This is a genomic window from Joostella sp. (genome assembly GCF_048266025.1).
Classification (GTDB): domain Bacteria; phylum Bacteroidota; class Bacteroidia; order Flavobacteriales; family Flavobacteriaceae; genus Galbibacter; species Galbibacter atrarenae.
In genome coordinates this window covers 1-21,475 of sequence record NZ_JBLXAF010000003.1, presented here as the reverse complement: position 1 = coordinate 21,475, position 21,475 = coordinate 1, and the positions used below count along the sequence as shown (strand labels likewise).

Below are 21,475 nucleotides of genomic sequence, written 5' to 3'. Positions count from 1 at the left end.
ATGAAAAAATTTATGAGTCTTTTACTAGTTTCAATACTAGGTGGGGCGATTACATTAGGGATCTATAAAGTAGCTTTTGAAAAGGAAGTTCCTTTAATAGAAACACAGGAAAATCCTTCTAAATTCGTCACAGCAAATTACAATCCATCTTCATTAGCCGTTGCCGATAACATAAACTTTACGGATGCCGCAGAGAAAACTGTTCATGCGGTAGTACACGTTAAAAACATGACTATTAGTAGAGGGCCATCCAACATTATGGAATATTTTTATGGTTCTGGCGGACACTCCAAAGCGCAAATAGGAACTGGATCTGGTGTTATAATTTCTCCTGATGGATACATAGTTACCAACAATCATGTGATTGAAAATTCTAGTGAACTTCAGGTAACATTAAATAATAATAAAACTTACAGAGCAGAACTTATAGGAACGGATACAGAGACTGATATTGCATTATTAAAAATAGATGCTGAAAATGATTTACCATACTTAGCTTTTGGAGATTCTGATTTCACTAAAACTGGAGAATGGGTACTAGCTGTTGGAAATCCATTTAATTTAACATCAACAGTTACAGCAGGAATTATAAGCGCTAAAGCAAGAGATTTAAATGAAGATGACGGTAAATTTCAATCGTTTATTCAAACAGATGCTGCTGTAAACCCAGGAAACAGCGGAGGTGCATTGGTAAACACAAATGGAGAATTGATCGGTATTAATACTGCAATTACTTCTCAAACTGGGTCTTATATAGGTTATTCTTTTGCCGTACCAAGTAATATTGCCAAAAAAGTCGTTAATGACATCATGGAATTTGGAAACGTACAAATGGGAACCTTGGGTATTAAAGGCCAAGATTTAGCTGTCATAAATGGTAGAGTTGAAGGAATTAATGAATCTGAAGGAGTTTTAGTTGCTGAGGTATATAAAAAATCTGGAGCCTATAAAGCTGGATTGAAACCTGGAGACATTATTAAAAAGATTGATAATATTAAAATTTCTAAATTCTCTGATTTAACAGGTTATCTAAGAAGTAAAAGACCAGACGATCAAGTTAATCTTTCTGTTTTAAGAAATGAAAAAAACGTAGAACTCCCAGTTACATTAATAGACAACAGCACATACATATACACTATTGAAGAGGTAGGTATTTCTTTGCAAGCACAAACGGAATCAGACAAAAAAAGATTCAATAATCAAGACGGAGTTATTATCTATAGCTCTAACGAATATAATCGAAGATTAGGACTAAACGGAAAATTATTAATCGGTATTAATGACCAAAAAATAAAGACCGTTGAAGATGCTAAAAATGCAGTTGCTAAAGCCAAAGAATATGGAATGATGAGTATCGTTACTATTAACGAACGTGGAGAAAGAGAAAGACTTATTTTTAGAGAATAACAAAACACTTCCCCTAATATTAAAGAGCTTCTATACGGAGCTCTTTTTTTTTGATAAAATTCTTTACGAAAACGTTTGAAATATATACTTTTGCCGATAATTATAAAAAACTACAAACTAAACACAAACTAGAATGACTGTTACAAATGAAACTTACGAGAAAGAACTTGCCTTTCAGGCTGATCGTAGAAGAGCTACTGTAGAGTTTATTAAAATTGTAAGCGATCTTTGGTATGATAACGCGATTGAATTAGTATTCTTTCGAAACCAATTAATTGATAAAAGTGTAAGTGAAATTATGAACTTACATAAATATGCTGGAGAGTTTGTACAGAAACCAATCTCTATTTTTGATTCTGTAGATATTGCTAGAGCCATAAAAAATATGAGCCTCCCTCCTGCTAAAATCGATATCGGTAAATTGACGTACGAATTCCATTTAGAAGAATCTATCCACACAAGTACAACTTCTTTTGTAATAGATAAACTTAAAGACGCTCATAAATCGGATAATATTAAACCCAAAGATGTTGTTCTATATGGTTTCGGGAGAATTGGAAGACTTGTTGCTAGAGAATTAATGACCAAGACTGGAGTAGGATCTCAACTCCGATTAAGAGCCATTGTTACCCGAGGAGAGATTACTGCTGAAGTGCTTGAAAAAAGAGCTTCACTGCTAGAAAACGATTCTATCCATGGTTTTTTTCCTGGTACAGTAACAACAGATTTAGAAAAGAAAGCACTTATTATTAATGGTACAACAGTTTACCTAATCAATGCTGCGAAGCCAGAAGATATTGATTATACAAACTACGGAATTAAAAATGCGCTGGTTATAGACAATACAGGTGCGTTTAGAGATGACAATGAATTGTCGAGACACTTAACTTCTATAGGTGTAGATAAAGTACTTTTAACAGCTCCAGGTAAAAATATCCCAAACATTGTTCATGGAGTTAATCATACTCATTATGACCCAGACAAAATAAATATTTTTTCTGCTGCCTCATGTACCACCAATGCTATTACTCCAATTTTAAAAGTTATAGAAGATTCTCAAGGAATAGTAAAAGGACATATTGAAACTATTCACGCATATACCAACGATCAAAATTTGGTAGACAATATGCACTCTAAATACAGAAGAGGAAGAGCAGCAGCATTGAATATGGTAATTACAGAAACTGGGGCTGGTAAAGCAGTAGAAAAAGCGCTTCCAAAATTAGCTGGAAAACTTACTTCTAATGCTATTAGAGTTCCTGTACCAAATGGATCGTTAGCTATTTTAAATCTAGAGTTAGAAAAAGAAACCTCAAAAGATGCGCTAAATGCTATTGTAAAAAAATATGCTTTAGAAGGGGACCTTGTAGAGCAGATTAAATACTCTTTAAATAACGAATTAGTCTCTTCAGACATTGTTGGATCCTCAGCTCCTTCAATATATGATAGTAATGCTACTATTGTATCTGCAGACGGAAAAAACATTGTTATATACGCTTGGTATGATAATGAATACGGTTATAGTCACCAAGTTATGAGACTTGCTAAGTATATTTCTAAAGTAAGAAGATTCACCTATTATTAGAATTAAAACAAAACAACTCTCATTAAAAAAATATAATGAGAGTTGTTTTTAATAAATAGAAAATATTGGTTATTTTAGTACCAAATTTTCACAACATACATGAGATTTAGTACAAAAAGAAGTTTGATTCTGAAGCTTGCATTATTGCTTGCTTTTGTATGTTGTTTCAACACATCATCTTACGCTCAAACTACTGATACCGAAGAAAATGATTCCATCAGTAACAACGACATTACTCGTCAGCTTTGGGTTCACTTTAGTCCTTCATGGAAGATAAATGATAGAGTTAGGCTTAATGCTGATTTAAGCTACCGAACAATCTCTCCAAACGACTGGACGCGACTTACTTCTAGAGCTGAGATTTCTTATAGTTTAAATGATATAGAGCTTAATAATTTTAATTTTAGTCACAGTTTAATTCAAGGTGTCGGTTATTTTTATATTCATAATTACGACATCGATGATGTTTTTGAGTACAGAATTTATCAAGGCTATAAAATAGGTTTTAATGTTACGAATAGAGTTAATATCCAGCAATATCTAAGGCTTGAAGAGCGATTCACAAACCTTTTCAGAAAGGATACACGATCTTTCGGACTTCGCTTTCGCTATAAAATTTCTGCGGTTTTAGACCTACAGAGCCTATTCACTTCCAAGCATAGAGGATTTTATGTTCCTGCGGATATAGAATTTTTCTTGAATATTAAATCATCGAAACAAATAAACGACATTATAAGAGTCTCTCCAGGATTAGGTTATGTTATAGATCCTAGCTTTAAAGTGCAATTCAACCTTTCTTACCACTACACAAAACAAGAGTTTGACGATAGTATAAAAACAAATGATATTGTATTTAGGATAAAAGTTTATAAAACATTTCCTTTCAGAAAAGTAAAGAGTCCTAATGAACTCTAGAAGCTTTCATTGTCACCTCTAATTCTAATAACTTTTAATATTCAGTCGAATAAAATTATAGCCAACAACTACGTATTTTCTTCTTTAAACAATACAAAACAAGATATTTAGAAACTAATTCCAAAAAAATTAGCTTTTAAGAAGTCTAAAAGCACCACTTATACCGTAAGTAAAACATATTTTATAGACATTGTAAAAAAATAATGGGTTCGGTTAATTTACAAAGTCGCATTTTTTCAGAGTAAACGTAACTATAAAAGAAGGCTTAATCCCTAATATAGGTTACGCAATCATATTGTATTTATTATAATTTTTTATGCGATTTACTTCTGAAAAAACAAGTAAATAGAGGCTTAATGAGTGATAATCTGTGTATAAATAAAAAGTGACATTTATTTCGCAATTAAAAACAATAACTTATTATTGTGCTCGTTAGCAGTAAAAACATAACTTTGCAACCCCAAATTAACATTTTTAACGAATGAAGATGACGATAAAGACATTTTTAACAGCAACAGCATTATTTATTTTTTCAATCTCAGTAGCTTTTGCTCAAGAAAAAGAAGATAAAGAACTATCCTTAACCGAAGGAAGTATAGATAATCAGTTTGAATACATTTTCGAGAAAGCAAATAATTACCAAGATTACAAAGTAGTTAAAATTAACTGGCTTCAGCTACTAAAGAAAAACACATTAGACTCCGTTGCAAGGTTAGAAAAAGAATTACATACTTCAGAAGAACTTACTTCCAATCAGAAATCTACTATAGATAATTTAAATAAAGAGCTTGCCTCTACTAATGAGCAACTCGCTACCGTTACCGAACAAAAGGACAGTATTTCTTTTTTCGGGGCACTCATCAATAAACCTGCCTATAAAGGTATCATGTGGGGTATTGTTGCACTATTAGCTCTTATTTTAGGATTCTTTGTATACAAATATAAAAACGCAAATACTGTTACTCAAGAAGCTAGAAAATCTTTAGCAGAACTAGAAGAAGAGTATGAAGAGCACAGAAGAAAAGCTTTAGAAAGAGAACAAAAAGCTAGAAGACAACTTCAAGACGAAATTAATAAGCAGAAACTTGCAAAATAAAATAACATACGTCTTACTTTAAGAGGCTAGCTAAAAAGTAAATAAATCTATTCTTAAACAATTAAGTGCATTACAGAAGCAGATGTTTCAGTAATTTCTTACTAAAATTGTGATAGTATTCAGATTAAAAACTTACTTTTTAACTAGCCTCTTTGTATATTTAGTTTCAAAATAACACTATGTCTAAGCGAAAAAAAGCATCCTATACTCTTCTTATAATCGTAGTTGTATTAGTTATCATTAGATTACTACTTCCATCTATTGTAAAAAGATACGTAAACAATACATTACAAGACATTCCTGGCTATTATGGGCATGTTGAAGATATTGACCTAAATCTGTTTCGCGGAGCTTATGTAATTCATCAGCTAAAACTAGATAAGATTAATGGAGATAATAATATCCCCTTCTTAAATTTTGAAAAGTCTGATATTTCTATTCAATGGAAATCACTTTTAGATGGAGAGATTGTAAGTGAAATAGCGCTCTACAGACCAAAAATCACCTATATTTTTGAAGAACAAGTAAACGATACTGTAAAAACAACAAATAACGATTGGAGTGAAGCCTTAACAGACCTTGTTCCTATCGACATCAACAGGCTTAGTATCACAAAAGGAAAAGTTGGATTTATTGAGTTTAATAAAAGTCCAGATGTAGATCTATATATTGATCAAATAAATCTTGAAGCCACTAACTTGAGGAATGTAGAAGATAAAGAGCAAAAATTACCTTCTAGCATACATATGGATGGAATTAGTATTGGTGGAGGAAAAGTAAATCTTGATGGTAGGATGGATTTAGTTCAACAAATTCCAGATGTAGACTTTGACTTCTCATTAGAAAAAGCAGATATAAAAGCATTAAACTCTTTTACATTAGCCTATGTAGGTATTGACTTTGAAGAAGGTAGTTTTGATTTATTTAGTGAGCTAGTCATCAATGACGGCTATTTGAAAGGTTATTTCAAACCAATTCTTACAGACACTAAAATTGTTGACTCCTTCGACAAAGAGAATAGTAGTATCTTTAAAAAAGCATGGGAAGGGTTTGTTGGATTCTTTAAATTTATCTTCAAAAATCAAAAACAAGGAACGCTCGCTACAAAAATACCCCTTGAAGGTGACCTTAATAACGTAGATTCAAACATTTTTAGTACTATTGCAGGTATCTTTAAAAATGCTTTTATAAAAGCCTATAAAGGAGAAATTGATAAATCCGTTAAATTTAAAGATGCTAAAGAAGAAGAATAATTCTTTAAACTCTATTTCTAAGATGCGTATAGATATAATAACCGTACTTCCAGAATTATTAAAAAGTCCTTTTGAAGCTTCTATTTTAAAGAGAGCAATAGACAAAGGAATTGTAGAAGTTCACACGCATAATCTAAGAGATTATGTTACTAACAATTACAAAACTGTAGACGATTACCAATTTGGAGGTGGCGCAGGAATGGTAATGATGATTGAGCCAATAGACAAATGTATTAGCAGTCTTAAAGCTGAAAGAGATTATGACGAAATTATTTATATGACTCCAGATGGCGCTACTTTAAATCAAAATATTGCGAATCAACTTTCTTTAAAAGGAAACCTAATCATATTATGTGGTCATTATAAAGGAGTAGATCAACGGGTGCGTGATATATTTGTTACAAAAGAAATTTCGATAGGAGATTATGTTCTTTCAGGTGGAGAATTAGGAGCTGCTGTTTTATGTGATTCTATCATAAGACTCATTCCAGGGGTTTTAAATGATGAAACCTCTGCCCTAACCGACTCTTTCCAAGACAATTTATTAGCGCCTCCAGTTTACACAAGACCATCGGATTATAAAGGTCATAAAGTGCCTGAAATACTTCTAAATGGAAACTTTCCGAAAATTGAAAAATGGAGAGAAGATCAAGCTTATAAGAGAACAAAAGAGAGAAGACCTGATTTATTAGATGAATAATTCATTTTTTAATTAAAAATAAGTTACAAAATATTGTGTATTAATTAATAATAATTAATTTTGCATCCAATTTCAGATTAACCTCTGACGATAATCGTGAATGTTAACTTGAATCAACACATTATATAAAAATATCGCAATGGAATCTTTAGTAAAATTTGTACAAGACCAATTTGTAGAAAAAAAAGACTTCCCTGAATTTTCAGCAGGAGATACAATTACTGTATACTACGAAATTAAAGAGGGAGAAAAAACGCGTACTCAGTTCTTTAGAGGAGTAGTTATTCAAAGAAGAGGTACAGGAACTTCAGAAACATTTACTATCAGAAAAATGTCTGGAACTGTTGGTGTAGAAAGAATTTTCCCAATCAACATGCCTGCTTTACAGAAAATAGAAATCAATAAGAAAGGTAAAGTTCGTAGATCTCGTATCTATTACTTTAGAGGTCTTACTGGTAAGAAAGCAAGAATTAAAGAGGTTAGAGCATAACCAATTTATTATAGCAAATAGAAAAGCCTGCATATTGCAGGCTTTTTTTATGAACAATTGTTAACAACTCATGTTTATAATGTGTTGATTACTAATTTGTTAAAAACTTGCAATTACAGAACATATAGCTTACTTTTATATAACAGATTTAAGACAGATAAGTTCTTAATTCTATGTTTTTAATAAGTCGCTACCATTTTGAATTAAAACTTAAAATGAATAGAGAAAGTTTGAACTCAGTATTACATACTAAGTCAGTGCCAAAAGGAATTAATTTTTATAATTAATCTTAGTAGGAATTAAAAACAAAAATCGAAATATTACAGTTAGGTCTTGATTACATTATTAAGAAAACTTAATGTTTCAAGAAATAGTGAATTAGTAAGTTTTTCTAAATGAAGAACATCTTTTTAAGAATTATTAATGCAGCTATTTCTAAGAAAGCCATATCAAAACATTTACTGTATTGATATGGCTTTTATTTTATCACTTTTTTTATAGAATTGGTTACCATTCTATTATAGAAAAACTGTTTTAAATTGTATATTTGTGAAGTTTAATTTAAAATTAGTTCTTCAAATAAATGTCACAAAAACCGAAAATTCTTTACACTAAAACAGACGAGGCTCCTGCATTAGCCACTTATTCTTGGCTTTCAATCGTAAAAGCATATACTTCAACATCAAATATCGATATTCAAACAAAAGACATCTCTCTAGCTGCTAGAATTTTGTCTGTGTTTCCAGATATGCTAACTAAAGAGCAACAAGTTCCTAATGATTTATTAGAATTAGGTGAAATAGCTAAAACTCCAGAAGCAAATATTATTAAGCTTCCTAATATTAGCGCATCTATTCCTCAGTTAGAAAACGCTATTGAAGAGTTGCAAGAAAAAGGATTTAATATTCCTAACTATCCTCACGAACCTAAAAACGATGAGGAAAAGGAGATTAAAGCTCGTTTTGATAGTATTAAAGGAAGTGCTGTAAACCCAGTACTTAGAGAAGGTAATTCTGATAGAAGAGCTCCAAAAGCGGTTAAAAATTACGCAAAAAAGAACCCACATTCAATGGGTGCATGGTCTGCAGATTCAAAGTCGCATGTTTCAACAATGAGTCATGGAGACTTTCGTTCAAATGAAAAATCAATTACCGTAACTAACGACCAAGAATTAAAAATTCAGTTTGTTGGTAATAACGGAGAAACTAAAGTTCTTAAAGATCATCTTAAAGTTTTAGACAAGGAAATAATTGATGCTACTGTATTAAGCAGAAAAGCTTTAGTTAACTTTCTTGAAGAACAAGTTGCAGACGCAAAGAAACAAGGAGTTCTATTCTCTGTACATTTAAAAGCAACCATGATGAAAGTGTCCGATCCAATTATATTCGGACATACTGTGAAAGTATTCTTCAAAGAGCTTTTCGAAAAGCATGGCGCTATATTAGATAGAATAAATGCGGAAGAAAATAATGGTCTTGGAGATTTATTAGAAAAAATTGACGAGCTACCAGACGCAGAGAAAAAAGAATTACAAGTTACAATAGCAACTATATTAAAAGAGCAACCAGATCTAGCAATGGTAAATTCTGATAAAGGAATTACCAACTTACACGTGCCTAGTGACATCATTATTGATGCTTCTATGCCAGCTATGATCCGTAACTCTGGACAGATGTGGAATAAAGAAGGTAAAAGTCAAGACACTAAAGCCGTTATTCCAGATAGCAGTTACTCTAGCGTTTACCAAGCAACTATAGATTTCTGTAAAGAAAATGGCGCTTTCGATCCAACTACAATGGGAACAGTTCCTAATGTAGGTTTAATGGCTCAAAAAGCTGAGGAATATGGTTCTCATGACAAAACTTTTGAAATCTCTGGTAATGGTGTTGTTCAGGTTTTAAACGGAGCTGGAGACGTTATTATAGAACACAAGGTAGAAGAAGGAGATATCTGGAGAATGTGTCAGGCTAAAGATTTACCTATTCAAGACTGGGTAAAACTTGCCGTTAATAGAGCACGTGCAACGAACACTCCTACTATTTTTTGGTTGGATAAAGAAAGGGCTCATGATGCAGAATTGATTAAAAAGGTAAACTTTTATCTTAAAGATCATGATACTGCTGGCTTAGATATAAAAATTATGTCTCCAGAAGAGGCTACTCATTACACACTAGCAAGGTTAAAAGACGGAAAGGATACTATTTCTGTAACAGGAAATGTATTGAGAGATTACCTAACTGACCTCTTCCCTATTTTAGAAGTTGGTACAAGTGCAAAAATGCTTTCTATCGTTCCTTTAATGAATGGTGGTGGTTTATTTGAAACTGGTGCTGGAGGTTCTGCTCCAAAACACGTTCAACAATTTCTAGAAGAAGGACATTTACGTTGGGATTCTTTAGGAGAGTTCTTAGCGCTGGCAGTTTCTCTAGAGCATTATGGTAATGTTAATAATAATAGTAAAGCTATTGTTTTAGCAAATACGTTAGACGAAGCTACTGGTAAATTCTTAGAGTTAGATAAATCGCCTTCTAGAAAAGTTGGAGAAATAGATACAAGAGGAAGTCATTTTTACTTAGGAATGTATTGGGCAGAAGCATTAGCTAAACAAAGCCAAGATACAGAGCTGAAAGAAGTATTTACTCCTATAGCAACAGCGCTTACAGAAAAAGAAGCAGAGATTGTTAAAGAACTTAGCGATGCGCAAGGACAACCTGTAAATATAGGTGGTTACTATTTGCCAAATGTTGATAAAACAAAACAGGCAATGCAACCTAGTGAAACATTTAATAGCATTCTTGCAAAATTATAATGCTACTTAATATATATTATTATAAAGCCTCCTTTTTGGAGGCTTTATTTTTTAATCACTTTTTTATGTGATTCAACAGAATTCCTATTATTTTTATTAAAAAAAATAGAATGACCAACTTCTTAAAAATCTGCTTGTTTTTTTTCTGTGGGATTTCAATATCCTATGCACAAGATCAAGTAATCCTCAGCGGAACTATTACAGAAGCTTCAAGTAATGAAACACTCATTGGAGTTAATATTATAATTCCAGAACTACAAACAGGAACTACAACTAACGAATACGGGTTTTACTCCATTTCTGTACCTGCAGGCACTTATAATGTTGAAGTAAGTTATATCGGCTTTCAAAATATTGTAGAAGAAGTTGACCTAAGTGAAAGCACCAAAAGAAATTTTAGCTTAATAGATGCTGCTGAAGAACTGGACGAAGTTGTTTTAGAGCAAGACATTGAAAAAATAAATATTAAAAAACCAGAAATGAGCGTTAACAGCCTTAACGCTGCAACCATAAAAAAAATTCCTGCTGTACTCGGGGAAGCAGATGTTATAAAATCGATTTTACTCCTTCCTGGAGTTAGTAATGCTGGTGAAGCTTCTTCTGGTTTTAACGTCCGAGGAGGCGCTGCAGACCAGAATCTTATCTTATTAGATGAAGCCATAATTTTTAACTCATCACATTTATTTGGATTCTTTTCAGTCTTTAACCCTGATGCTATAAAAAATATAAAACTTTATAAAGGAGGAATTCCATCCAGATATGGAGGGAGAATCTCTTCTGTACTAGATATTTATCAAAAAGATGGAAATAGTAAAAAGTTCCATATGACAGGTGGAATTGGTGCCGTTTCCAGTAGAATTTTAGCGGAAGGGCCAATTGTAAAAGACAAAGGCTCTTTTCTTATTGGAGGAAGAAGTTCTTATGCTCACTTATTTTTAAAACTTACAGACAATGATAACTCTGCTTATTTCTATGATCTTAATACCAAATTATCATATAAATTGAATGATAATAATAGTATCTATATGTCTGGATATTTTGGTCGAGACATCTTTGATATTAGTGATAGCTTTAATAATGTTTATGGAAATTCGGTAATCAATTTACGATGGAATCATTTATTTTCTGATAAGTTATTTTCAAATCTTTCAGTAATTTATAGTGATTATTACTACGGACTAACATTAGATTTTGTTGGATTTAATTGGAATAGCGGTATTAAAAACTTCAATGTAAAATACGATTTCAAGCATTATCTATCAGATAAATTAAAGCTTAACTACGGAATCAATAACGTTTATTATAAATTCAATCCTGGAGAAATAGAACCTGAAGGAGAAGATTCTGGTATTAATTATTTTAAACTTACCGATAAATACGCAAATGAAGCTGCAGCTTATATAGATGTAGAACAAGAAATTACAGAAAATCTATCCGTTGAATATGGACTTAGGTTAAGTCATTTTAATAGATATGGTCAAGATGAAATTAATGTCTACGAAGATGATAATCCTGTAGTTTACAATCAACAATTGGGAATTTATGAAAAAGCAACTCCAATAGACACTATTAGCGTTAGCAGAAGTAAATCTGTTAAAACTTACACTAATTTAGAACCAAGAATAGCTGTTTCTTACACCTTAGACGATACGCAATCTATCAAAGCGAGCTATAACAGAATGACACAGTATTTGCATTTAATTACGAATACGAGCTCTCCTACTCCCTTAGATATATGGTCTCCTAGTGGCTCTTTTATTAAGCCTCAAATTCTAGATCAATATGCGGTAGGGTATTTTAAAAACATTAATAACAACGCCTATTCAATAGAAACAGAACTTTTCTATAAAAAAATAGATAACAGAATCGATTATATAGATGGTGCAGATCTAATTGCTAACAATGCTATTGAGCAGGTTATATTAAATGGAGAAGCAAAAGCATACGGTATGGAAGTCCTTTTCAGAAAAAACATAGGGAGATTTCAAGGTTGGTTAGCGTATACTTTATCAGAATCTCACCAAAGAACTCCTGGAAGAACTAGTATTGAACCTGGAATAAATAACGGTAAATGGTACCATACTCCATATGATAAAACACACGATATCTCTCTTACCGCATCATACACGCTAACTCCAAAATGGAGCTTTGGAGGGAATTTTATATTCCAAACGGGAAGACCGGCTTCCTTTCCTTCTGGTCAGTATGAATATGAAGGGGTTACCGTTCCTAGCTACGGCGAAAGAAATAATAATAGACTTCCTTCTTACAACCGTTTAGATGTTTCCGCAACATACATTCCAAATCCTAAAAAGACTAAAGGCTGGCAGAGTGAATGGGTGTTTAGTATTTATAACATCTACAATCGAAAAAATGCAGCTTCTATCAGTTTTAGGGAAAACGTAGAAGAACAACGAAATGAAGCCGTTAAACTCTCTATTTTTGGGATTATTCCATCTGTAACCTACAATTTCAAATTTTAAGAACATGAAAAAAATACTTTTAATAATCATACTCACCAGTTTCATTTCATCTTGCGAAGAAGTAATAGATGTAGATTTAGAAACTGCTCCACCGAGATTAGTGGTAGAAGCTTCTATAAACTGGGTTAAAGGAACAGATGGTTCTTTACAAGAAATAAGACTCACAACAACAGCGCCGTATTTTGATACTGAAGTTCCTCCTGTTAATGATGCTCAAGTATATATTGTTGATGAAGAAGGCAATCAATATGACTTCATTGAAAATGGAGATTCTGGATTTTATCAAACAGATAATTTTAAACCTGAATTAAATAGAACCTATTACCTAACAATAATTTCTGAAGGAGAAACGTATACCGCTGAAGAAACACTATTACCCGTTTCTGAAATAGAATACATAGAACAAAGCACCACTACTTTTTTCTCTGATGAATACATAGAGCTTAAAGCTTACTTTCAAGACCCTATTGATGAAGAAAATTATTACCTATATAAGTTTGATGCTGAAAAAGACAATACTATAAGTGTAATTGAAGACAGGTTACTAAACGGAAACGAAATATCAGCCTACTTTACAAGTGAAGATATCGAGCCTGGAGACGATGTAGAAATCAACTTATATGGTATTTCAAAAAGGTATTTTACTTATATGCAAACCTTACTTTCTCAAACAGGAGAAAATGGAGGACCTTTTGAAACGCAACCGGCTACAGTTAGAGGTAATATTGTAAACGAATCAGATTTAGATAATTTTGCCTTCGGATACTTTAGATTATCGGAAACTGATAATTATACATACACTATTGAGTAATAATTTTTACTTTTGACGAATGGATTTTAAAAGAACAACAGAGCAAGCATCAAAATACAATCATCTAGAAAAGATGACCGTAAAAGAGCTCCTTACCAATATCAATAAAGAAGACTTAACAGTACCTGAAGCAGTTTCTAAAGAATTATCTTCCATAGAAGCTTTAGTAAATGCTATTGTCCCTAAATTAGAAAATGGCGGACGTCTATTCTACATGGGAGCAGGAACAAGCGGTCGTTTAGGAGTTGTAGATGCTTCTGAGTGTCCTCCCACTTTTGGAGTTCCTTATGATTTGGTTATCGGAATTATAGCTGGTGGTGAAATTGCAATTAGAAAAGCAGTTGAATTTGCAGAGGATAGCGCTAATCAAGGTTGGGAAGATTTACAAGAATATAATGTTTCTGAAAAAGATGTAGTAATTGGTATTGCAGCCTCAGGAACTACTCCCTATGTTATTGGAGCTTTAGAAATGTGTAATAAAAACAATATTACCACAGGAAGTATTTCTTGTAATCGCAACAGTCCCCTCTCTCAAGAAGCTCAATATCCTATCGATGTTGTTGTTGGTCCAGAGTTTGTTACTGGAAGCTCAAGAATGAAAGCTGGTACGGCACAGAAATTAGTACTAAATATGATTTCAACGGCTGTTATGATTCGCTTAGGTAAAGTTATAGGTAATAAAATGGTAGACATGCAGCTAAGCAATCATAAGTTAGTTGATCGAGGAATAAGAATGATTATGGACGAGATTCCTGTAGATGAAGCTAAAGCTAAAGAACTTTTAGAAAAGAATGGAAGCGTACGTAATTCCATAAATGCATATAATAATGAGACACACGGATAAAGAGTTATTTTTTAAAAGCTTAAAATATTTCGCATACACCGTGATGCTAATGTTTCTAGCTCCTACAGTTATTTATCAGGCTTTTAAAAATCAAACTCACCCTTGGTATATGCCTGTATTGATTATAGGAATAGTATTAGCAATAGGAGCCATTGCAATGGGGTTTTACAGCCTAAGAGTAATTATGAGATCATTTTTTGGAGATAAATAAGTCGAATACTAAAATATAGACACTCCTTTATTACTACAATTTTATATAAACTAAAGAGCCGACCGTAAAAGTGTGGGCTTTTAGATCGACTCCGTCGCATTAATTAACAAATTGAATTATCAATCCATCTTCTAACTCTAGAAGATTTGGATTATATTTTAAAGCTCTTTTATATTAATATTTTTCCAATAAACTTTAATTCCACCACCATCGTGAATTTGCAAAGCAATTTTTCCAGTAGCTTCCCCTATTTTCTCATCTGTTAAACTAATCATCTCCTGACCGTTTAACCAAGTTGTTACATGGTTTCCTACAACTCGAACCTTCATTCTGTTCCACTCACCGTACTTTAAGTAAGCATCTTTTGCAGCATCAGGTTTAATAAGCCATCCTCTACCATACGATTCATATATACCACCCGTATCATGTCCAGGAGGAGCAACTTCTGCTTGCCAACCGCTTATTTTAGTTCCTTCAATATCAGATCTAAAAAAGATACCACTATTTCCATCAGCATCTTGCTTAAACTCTGCTGTTAATTCGAAATCTTTAAATGTTTTCTCTGTTGCTAGGTATCCATATTGTTTATCAGGTCCACTTTCGGACACTAATAAGCCTTCCTCATTAACATACCATTTCTCGGTACCATAGATATCCCAACCATCTAAATTAGTTCCGTTATAAAGAGAGGTACTTGAACCACAACTTATACAAACCAAAAGAATTGTAAATACTCCTAAATAAAATGACTTCATAATTTTCTTACTTTAATATTTTTAAACCATATGTAACTTCCGTGATCTTGTAGTCCTATATAACCACTTTTTGCTTTACCGTAGTCTGGAAAATCTTTCCATTTACCACTTTCCTTTCTTTCTTTCCAATCATCACTCCAAGGAACAAACGATACGGTCATTTTTCCATTTAACCAATATTCAACCTTTTCATTGGTAAAAACTATACGGGTAGTATTCCACTCTCCAGCCTTTTTAATGGCTCCTTCATAATCTGGATTATACATACCGTAATCTGCCCCTAAAGACTGCCAAGGCTCAAGTTTCTGAGGAAATCCAATTTGATCTATCATTTGATATTCTGGCGCATTGTAATATGGAGCATCATACTTCTCATCCTCGATAACGTGATAAAAAAGTCCACTATTTCCACCTTCAGAAATTTTCCACTCAATAGAAATTTCAAATTCTCCATATTGCTCTTTATCATATACAATATCTCCTCCTATATCACCCCCTTTTCCAAGAGATTTAAGCATGTCTTCCTCTATAACCCATCCATCAGGCAATGAGGTTCCGTTATAACTTCTCCATCCGTCTGTAGAGGTACCATCGAAAAGATATTCCCAGTCACTACTTTTCTCTACTGAAGCAGTTGTTTCCTTAGCATCGTTAGATTCTACGATTTCTGTTTTCTTAGTTTCTTTACAGCCTAATATAAAAGCTGATAAAGCCATAATTAAGTATACTTTTTTCATTTTATTAATTTTTAAACTAATTTCATTTTAATTGGATCCCAATCGATAAATTTATTCTGTCTGTAACTGTCATTACATAATAATGCAGGTGCTGCTGCTCTAAACGCAAATTCTGGATCTTCGACAACACTTCCATTAGTTCTAATTGCATTAAAGAAGTTAGCAAAATGATCATAATGGGCTCCCTTATAGCCTTTCTCAGCAGTATAAGTTGTTTCTAATGGAGCAACAAGTTTCTTTCTATCTGATCGTTGATTTTGTCCTTTCATTTTTTCAGCAAGAAATGGATCATCATCAAAAGTATTTGCATTTCTTTTTAAAACTACTTCTTCCCACTTAACATCCATAGACCCCTTGCTTCCGACTATTTTTAAATACGTACTTCCGCTAGTTCCATCAACAAAATTACAGCGTAGTGATAAATTAAATCCAGGGTGTTGAGCAGAATCAGGATAATCAAACATTCCTAATAATACATCAGGAACTTCACGCCCATCTTTCCAATATCTCAACCCACCAGTTGCAGATATTTTATTTGGCCCATAAGAATTAGTGATAAAATGAAGACTTGAGAATAAATGAACAAATAAATCTCCAGACATTCCTGTTCCGTAGTCTAAATAATTACGCCATCTAAAGAATCTAAGCGGATCAAATTCACGATCTTTAGTATTAGCAATATATCTATTCCAATCTACAGTACTTGTAGAGGCATCTCCCGGAATTGGATACTGCCATGCTCCTTGCGGAGAATTTCTAGCCCAAAAACCCTCTGCATAATTAAGCTCTCCAATAGCTCCAGCTGCTAAAAGTTCCTTTGCTTTTTCATTCCCTAAAGAAGACAACCCTTGACTCCCAACCATAAAAATCTTTCCAGATTTTTTCCAAGCTTTTATTAAATCCATTCCCTCATCAACAGAATGCACCATAGGTTTTTCACAATAAACATGCTTCCCTGCACTCAATGCATCTATACCTATTTGTTTATGCCAATGGTCTGGGGTACCAATTATCACAGCATCTACGTCCTTTCTCTCTAATATTTTTTTATAATCCTTTGTAGTAAACAGACTGTTTCCCCATTTGTTTTTTGCTTCTTCTATTCTTCCATCATATAAATCACAAACAGCAGTAATAGTAATATTTGGGTTTTGTAAAGCAGTTAAAGCATCGGCAGTTCCCATACCTCCTGCTCCAATTAAAGCAATACGAATTGTATCTGCATTAGGTGTTGCTATTGTTCTTTTTAGATATTCAAAAGGTTTTGTTTCTCCAGCAAATGCCATTGGCGCAACAGTTGCTGCAGCTCCAGCTACACCAAGTTTTTTTAAGAAATCACGTCTCTTGTTGTTTTCCATAGAAATGTAGTATTAGTTTATTAATTGCTCTAATCTAACAACATAGGATGTACTAAGAGGGGTAATAAAAGGGGTAATAAAGTCGAAAAATTATGATTGAAGTAGATTTATATCATAATTTTCCTTGTAGAATGCCTCATATAGCTTTTTATAATTTTCCATTATTTTTTGAGCTGTCATTAGCTTTCCCTCCTTCATGTAGAGTTGCACCTTCTTTTTTACAGCAGTTTCATACAAAGGATCTACTGCTAAAATAGCATTACAAACAGTCACCAAATTACAATCGCTATTATCTCTTTCAAGATACGGAGTAAGAATATCTAGCACAGCACTTTCATATTCAGCCTTAAAACTATCTATCCATTCTATATCTATCTGCGGAAGTAAAGCTCCCTTTGTTACTATGCTTGAAATTTCAAGATAAGAACAGTCATAATTAGTATTATAATTCCCAGAAAATAGTTCAGGAATATAATTCTTCAATAAAATAACATCTACTTTTATATCTTCAGGCACAATTACTTTCCACTTTTTCTCAATAAAAACAATTGTAATAGGAAGTTTACCTTCAAATGTTTTACGTAGCTCTTTAATCTGTGTACTACGATTATTTTTCACACGTTCCGACGAAAAATTAGGCCAAAGAATCTCTCCCATCTTTTTAGATGATATCCCACCGCTCTTAATTGTATAAAGTAATAAGAGCAAAAATAATTCTTTCCTTTTAGGAGAAAGTAAATGTGTTATTTCAACACCATCTTTATCAGTTAAAACAAAGCCACCTAAACAACGAATATTAAAAGCTGGCAGCACAAGTTCTTTTTTATTCCCTTCTTGCGTTAAAGGCAAACTCGCTCCTTTTTTTCTTGAAAGTAAAAAATACAATAAAATCCCTATTGGGATTATCAATAACAGCCACCACCATAACGAATATGATTTTGATTGCTCCTGTGAAACTGGAATCCCTTTTTCAAAGACTTCATGTACTTCATCATCACTTAAAGCTCGATTCCATAAAGCAAAGTCGCTCATATATCCTTCGTAATATTGCCCCCATAAATTACTTCCAATTAAAATAGAATGATCAGTATTTGCAATCGTAGAGGCCGTAATCTGATCTTTCAATTCACCATTTAAGTAAAAAAATAATTGATCGTTAGGCATGAATACGAATGCCAAATGCACCCACTTATTAGGTTCTATAGTAATTGCTTCACTCACATGATCTTTTATCCCAGGTGTTGTAAATTGCGGATGTCCATCAAATATTTTAGCTGAAAAAACTTCTCCTTTTCCAATAATACTATTACTCCCTGTTACTTTCTCAGGATTTATCCATACGGATAATGTTAATTCTTGAAAATCTGTATTATCAGAACCAAAATCAATATAACTAGTCGCACCATTAAAATAGGCAACATCATTTCTCTCACTATCTCTATACTGAATATCAATAAGCGTAACCCTTTCGTCATTATTTACATTCTGTAAAGCGTCTCTCTTAAAGGGAAGGTGTAGTTTTAATCTATCCGATATATTATATTTATAAGCTCTAAAGATTTTAGTTGAGGAAGTTTCAAAATCGTTAAAATTAAAAATATCAGGAGAAAATCGGTATCCCCTCTTTTGCGGAGACAATGTCTTAAGACTGGATATAAACGTACCAGTTGTTATCAATGCTGGATCTTCTTTCCATTTGACATCCTTCAAAGGAATCCCTTTAATCTCCACCGTTACAGAATGCTCTTCATTAACTATATCATAGCCTTGCGCCAATCCAGAGGCTGCATAAAATAGTATTAGAGTTACATTTAGGATAAATCCTTTAAAAAACATTCATGGTTGATTTAATACATCATCTAAAATAGAAAAAACATTTGATGATTCCACTATCATACAAACTAAGCTTACACTTAAAATCTAATTTATTCTACTGAAGAAGCCTTATAAAATACTTGCTGAAGTGAAGGTCTTATATTTAAACTATACAAATTTCTATTATCTCTTGTTGGATATACTCTATTTGATAGAAAAATAAACATCAGTTTATTTTCAGGATCTGCCCAAACATAGGTCCCAGTAAAACCACCATGTCCAAAACTTTTTGGACTCACTTCCGGCGCAGGAGAAGCATGCGATATGTCTAGGTTTGCATTATTAAGCAAAGGCTTATCAAATCCTAAACCTCGTTTATTATCATTCTCAGGATATTGAACTTTAGAGAACTCTTTAAGTGTTTTTTCTGAAATATAACGTTTCCCTCCATAAGTCCCCATATTCTGGTACATCGCAATTAATTTAGCAAGATCATTAGCTGTTCCAAACAAACCTGCATTTCCAGAAACACCTCCCAATAAACTAGCATTTTCATCATGTACCCATCCTTTTACAAACTCTTTTCTATAAATCGTATCTAATTCCGTAGGAACTATTAGATCTTCAGAATATTTCCCTGATGGATTAAACATTAAATTTATAGCCCCTAAAGGGCTATAAATACTATCTGTTATGTATTTTTCATATGAAACTCCTGTAAGTTGTGATATCATCTCTGGATATAAGAGAAATGTAAGCCCTGAATACTTATATTTCTTAACAGTAGAAACTGGAGTTTTATTTATAATGCGATACATCTTTTTATGAAACCTATTATTCAAATATAAGTTCTTATAAATCTGAATAGAGAACTTTTTACTAGGCTCATTTCTAACAAATCGTTTTACAAACTCCTTGTCTTTTATTATTTCATTCAAAAAGATAAAGTAAGGTTCTAAACCAGCTTGGTGAGCCAAAACCTCACGCACAGTAATATCCTTTTTGTTTTTAATTTTACGCCATGGTTTCCAATAATGACTAAACCTCTCATCTATATCAATAACTCCTTTATCAACTAATTGCATTAAAACGGGAAGAGGACCAGTTATTTTAGTTACGGAAGCCAAGTCATATAAATCATTATTGGTAACTTTATACTTCTTATCATACGTATGATAACCAAACGCTTTATGATAAATAATTGTATTGTTTTTAGCAACTAGAAGTTGAGCCCCAGGAAAAGCATGTTTATCTATAGCTTTAGACATAATAGAGTCTACCTTTCTATCGATATATTCACTATTTAAACCTTCTTCTTCTGGGTTACCATATCCCATTCTTATCTTATTTTCTAAAGATATTCCAAAATTAGCTTCATATCTTCCTTCTATAGGATTAACTAATTTTCCATAACATGATTTACCACCAAAGATTATTTCGGAAGCATTACGCATTGAAACACTATCTAATTTATCAAACTGAATTAAAACATCACTCTCGAAGATATAGTCATTAAATTTTATGGATGACAAAGGGATAAAAGAAACTAGTATTATCTTCTTTTTAGGAGATAATTTTAATACCCTATACAATAATTCCCAATCTATATTCTTAGAAGTTATTGTACAGATAAGTAAATCTTGTTCAAAGGCATCCCCACTAGTCACGTTCTTTACTTCTGAATATTTACTAAGTGCATTTAATAATTCATCTGATGATTTATTACTATTAGCATTTATGCTAAAATCTAATAAACCAATATTGTATTGCAATAAATCTTTTATAGGCAATAGCTGATTCTCATTTTTTAATATAACACAAGAGTCTTCTGAAGTAGACTGCGCTAATACAGGGTAAGAAATTGTAAGTAATAGGAATATGAATGATATATAAATTCGCATTTTCTAAGTATAAAGTTGAAAATGCAATTTAGTAAAATAGTTTATTAGGGAAGGAAGTTAAAGTAGGTAAAAATTATAAATAGAAGAAAGTATTTTAAAGCAAAAAATCAGTTAGAAAATCAATCTATTATTAAACACAAAAACAATTAAACAATATAATCATTTAAGTATATACCAAAAAAAAATCCTCATCAAATACATGATGAGGATTCTAAAGAAGGCGGCGACCTACTCTCCCACTTTCGTAGTACCATCGGCGCTGGCGGGCTTAACTGCTCTGTTCGGAATGGGAAGAGGTGAGCCCC

The 21,475-nt window shown here is 32.6% G+C and carries 17 protein-coding genes and 1 rRNA gene; 12 read left to right on the top strand and 6 right to left on the bottom strand.

Annotated elements, in window-relative coordinates; all coding sequences use genetic code 11:
• From ACN0TY_RS07790 to ACN0TY_RS07735, 12 genes are all read left to right on the top strand, one after another.
• Positions 1 to 1,407: a S1C family serine protease gene (locus ACN0TY_RS07790; protein ID WP_417444021.1), complete on the top strand. Its 1,407-nt coding sequence runs from the start codon at positions 1 to 3 to the stop codon at positions 1,405 to 1,407.
• Between the two features lie 133 nt (positions 1,408 to 1,540).
• Positions 1,541 to 2,992 carry a glyceraldehyde-3-phosphate dehydrogenase gene (locus tag ACN0TY_RS07785; protein ID WP_417444020.1) on the top strand — a complete coding sequence of 484 codons (1,452 nt, stop codon included), beginning with the start codon at positions 1,541 to 1,543 and terminating at the stop codon, positions 2,990 to 2,992.
• 99 nt (positions 2,993 to 3,091) lie between these two features.
• Positions 3,092 to 3,907 (top strand): DUF2490 domain-containing protein, encoded by an 816-nt coding sequence (locus ACN0TY_RS07780; protein ID WP_417444019.1) that lies wholly within the window; start codon positions 3,092 to 3,094, stop codon positions 3,905 to 3,907.
• Between the two features lie 487 nt (positions 3,908 to 4,394).
• Positions 4,395 to 5,003 carry a tRNA (guanine-N1)-methyltransferase gene (locus tag ACN0TY_RS07775; RefSeq protein WP_417444018.1) on the top strand — a complete coding sequence of 203 codons (609 nt, stop codon included), beginning with the start codon at positions 4,395 to 4,397 and terminating at the stop codon, positions 5,001 to 5,003.
• A 179-nt stretch (positions 5,004 to 5,182) separates the two neighbouring features.
• Positions 5,183 to 6,256, top strand: coding sequence for a DUF748 domain-containing protein (locus ACN0TY_RS07770; protein WP_417444017.1), 1,074 nt, complete (start codon positions 5,183 to 5,185; stop codon positions 6,254 to 6,256).
• A gap of 22 nt (positions 6,257 to 6,278) precedes the next feature.
• On the top strand, positions 6,279 to 6,956 hold the full coding sequence (gene trmD / locus ACN0TY_RS07765) for a tRNA (guanosine(37)-N1)-methyltransferase TrmD (protein ID WP_236959757.1): 678 nt from the start codon (positions 6,279 to 6,281) through the stop codon (positions 6,954 to 6,956).
• 139 nt (positions 6,957 to 7,095) lie between these two features.
• Entirely contained in the window at positions 7,096 to 7,446 is a 351-nt protein-coding gene (gene rplS / locus ACN0TY_RS07760) for a 50S ribosomal protein L19 (RefSeq protein ID WP_236959741.1), read from the top strand.
• A gap of 583 nt (positions 7,447 to 8,029) precedes the next feature.
• On the top strand, positions 8,030 to 10,255 hold the full coding sequence (locus tag ACN0TY_RS07755) for an NADP-dependent isocitrate dehydrogenase (RefSeq protein WP_417444016.1): 2,226 nt from the start codon (positions 8,030 to 8,032) through the stop codon (positions 10,253 to 10,255).
• A 110-nt stretch (positions 10,256 to 10,365) separates the two neighbouring features.
• Entirely contained in the window at positions 10,366 to 12,738 is a 2,373-nt protein-coding gene (locus tag ACN0TY_RS07750) for a TonB-dependent receptor (RefSeq protein WP_417444015.1), read from the top strand.
• 4 nt (positions 12,739 to 12,742) lie between these two features.
• Positions 12,743 to 13,549, top strand: coding sequence for a DUF4249 domain-containing protein (locus ACN0TY_RS07745; RefSeq protein ID WP_236959744.1), 807 nt, complete (start codon positions 12,743 to 12,745; stop codon positions 13,547 to 13,549).
• A gap of 19 nt (positions 13,550 to 13,568) precedes the next feature.
• Positions 13,569 to 14,393: an N-acetylmuramic acid 6-phosphate etherase gene (murQ, locus tag ACN0TY_RS07740; protein WP_417444014.1), complete on the top strand. Its 825-nt coding sequence runs from the start codon at positions 13,569 to 13,571 to the stop codon at positions 14,391 to 14,393.
• A complete protein-coding gene (locus tag ACN0TY_RS07735; protein ID WP_417444013.1) occupies positions 14,377 to 14,604 on the top strand; it encodes a DUF6095 family protein in 228 nt (75 codons plus the stop codon). Before murQ ends, ACN0TY_RS07735 begins: the two co-directional genes overlap by 17 nt.
• 158 nt (positions 14,605 to 14,762) lie before the next feature.
• Here the strand turns inward: ACN0TY_RS07735 and ACN0TY_RS07730 are convergent, their stop codons facing one another.
• The 6 genes from ACN0TY_RS07730 to rrf all read right to left on the bottom strand — a co-directional run.
• Positions 14,763 to 15,359 (bottom strand): 3-keto-disaccharide hydrolase, encoded by a 597-nt coding sequence (locus tag ACN0TY_RS07730; RefSeq protein WP_417444012.1) that lies wholly within the window; start codon positions 15,357 to 15,359, stop codon positions 14,763 to 14,765.
• Complete coding sequence (locus tag ACN0TY_RS07725) at positions 15,356 to 16,096, bottom strand: 3-keto-disaccharide hydrolase (RefSeq protein ID WP_417444011.1); 741 nt, start codon at positions 16,094 to 16,096, stop codon at positions 15,356 to 15,358. The genes ACN0TY_RS07730 and ACN0TY_RS07725 overlap by 4 nt, the downstream gene beginning before the upstream one ends.
• 11 nt (positions 16,097 to 16,107) lie before the next feature.
• Positions 16,108 to 17,454 (bottom strand): Gfo/Idh/MocA family protein, encoded by a 1,347-nt coding sequence (locus ACN0TY_RS07720; protein ID WP_236959749.1) that lies wholly within the window; start codon positions 17,452 to 17,454, stop codon positions 16,108 to 16,110.
• Between the two features lie 90 nt (positions 17,455 to 17,544).
• Positions 17,545 to 19,290 carry a LamG domain-containing protein gene (locus tag ACN0TY_RS07715; protein WP_236959750.1) on the bottom strand — a complete coding sequence of 582 codons (1,746 nt, stop codon included), beginning with the start codon at positions 19,288 to 19,290 and terminating at the stop codon, positions 17,545 to 17,547.
• 89 nt (positions 19,291 to 19,379) lie between these two features.
• On the bottom strand, positions 19,380 to 21,170 hold the full coding sequence (locus ACN0TY_RS07710; protein ID WP_417444010.1) for a serine hydrolase domain-containing protein: 1,791 nt from the start codon (positions 21,168 to 21,170) through the stop codon (positions 19,380 to 19,382).
• A 215-nt stretch (positions 21,171 to 21,385) separates the two neighbouring features.
• Positions 21,386 to 21,475 (bottom strand): 5S ribosomal RNA (gene rrf, locus ACN0TY_RS07705); the annotation flags it as partial.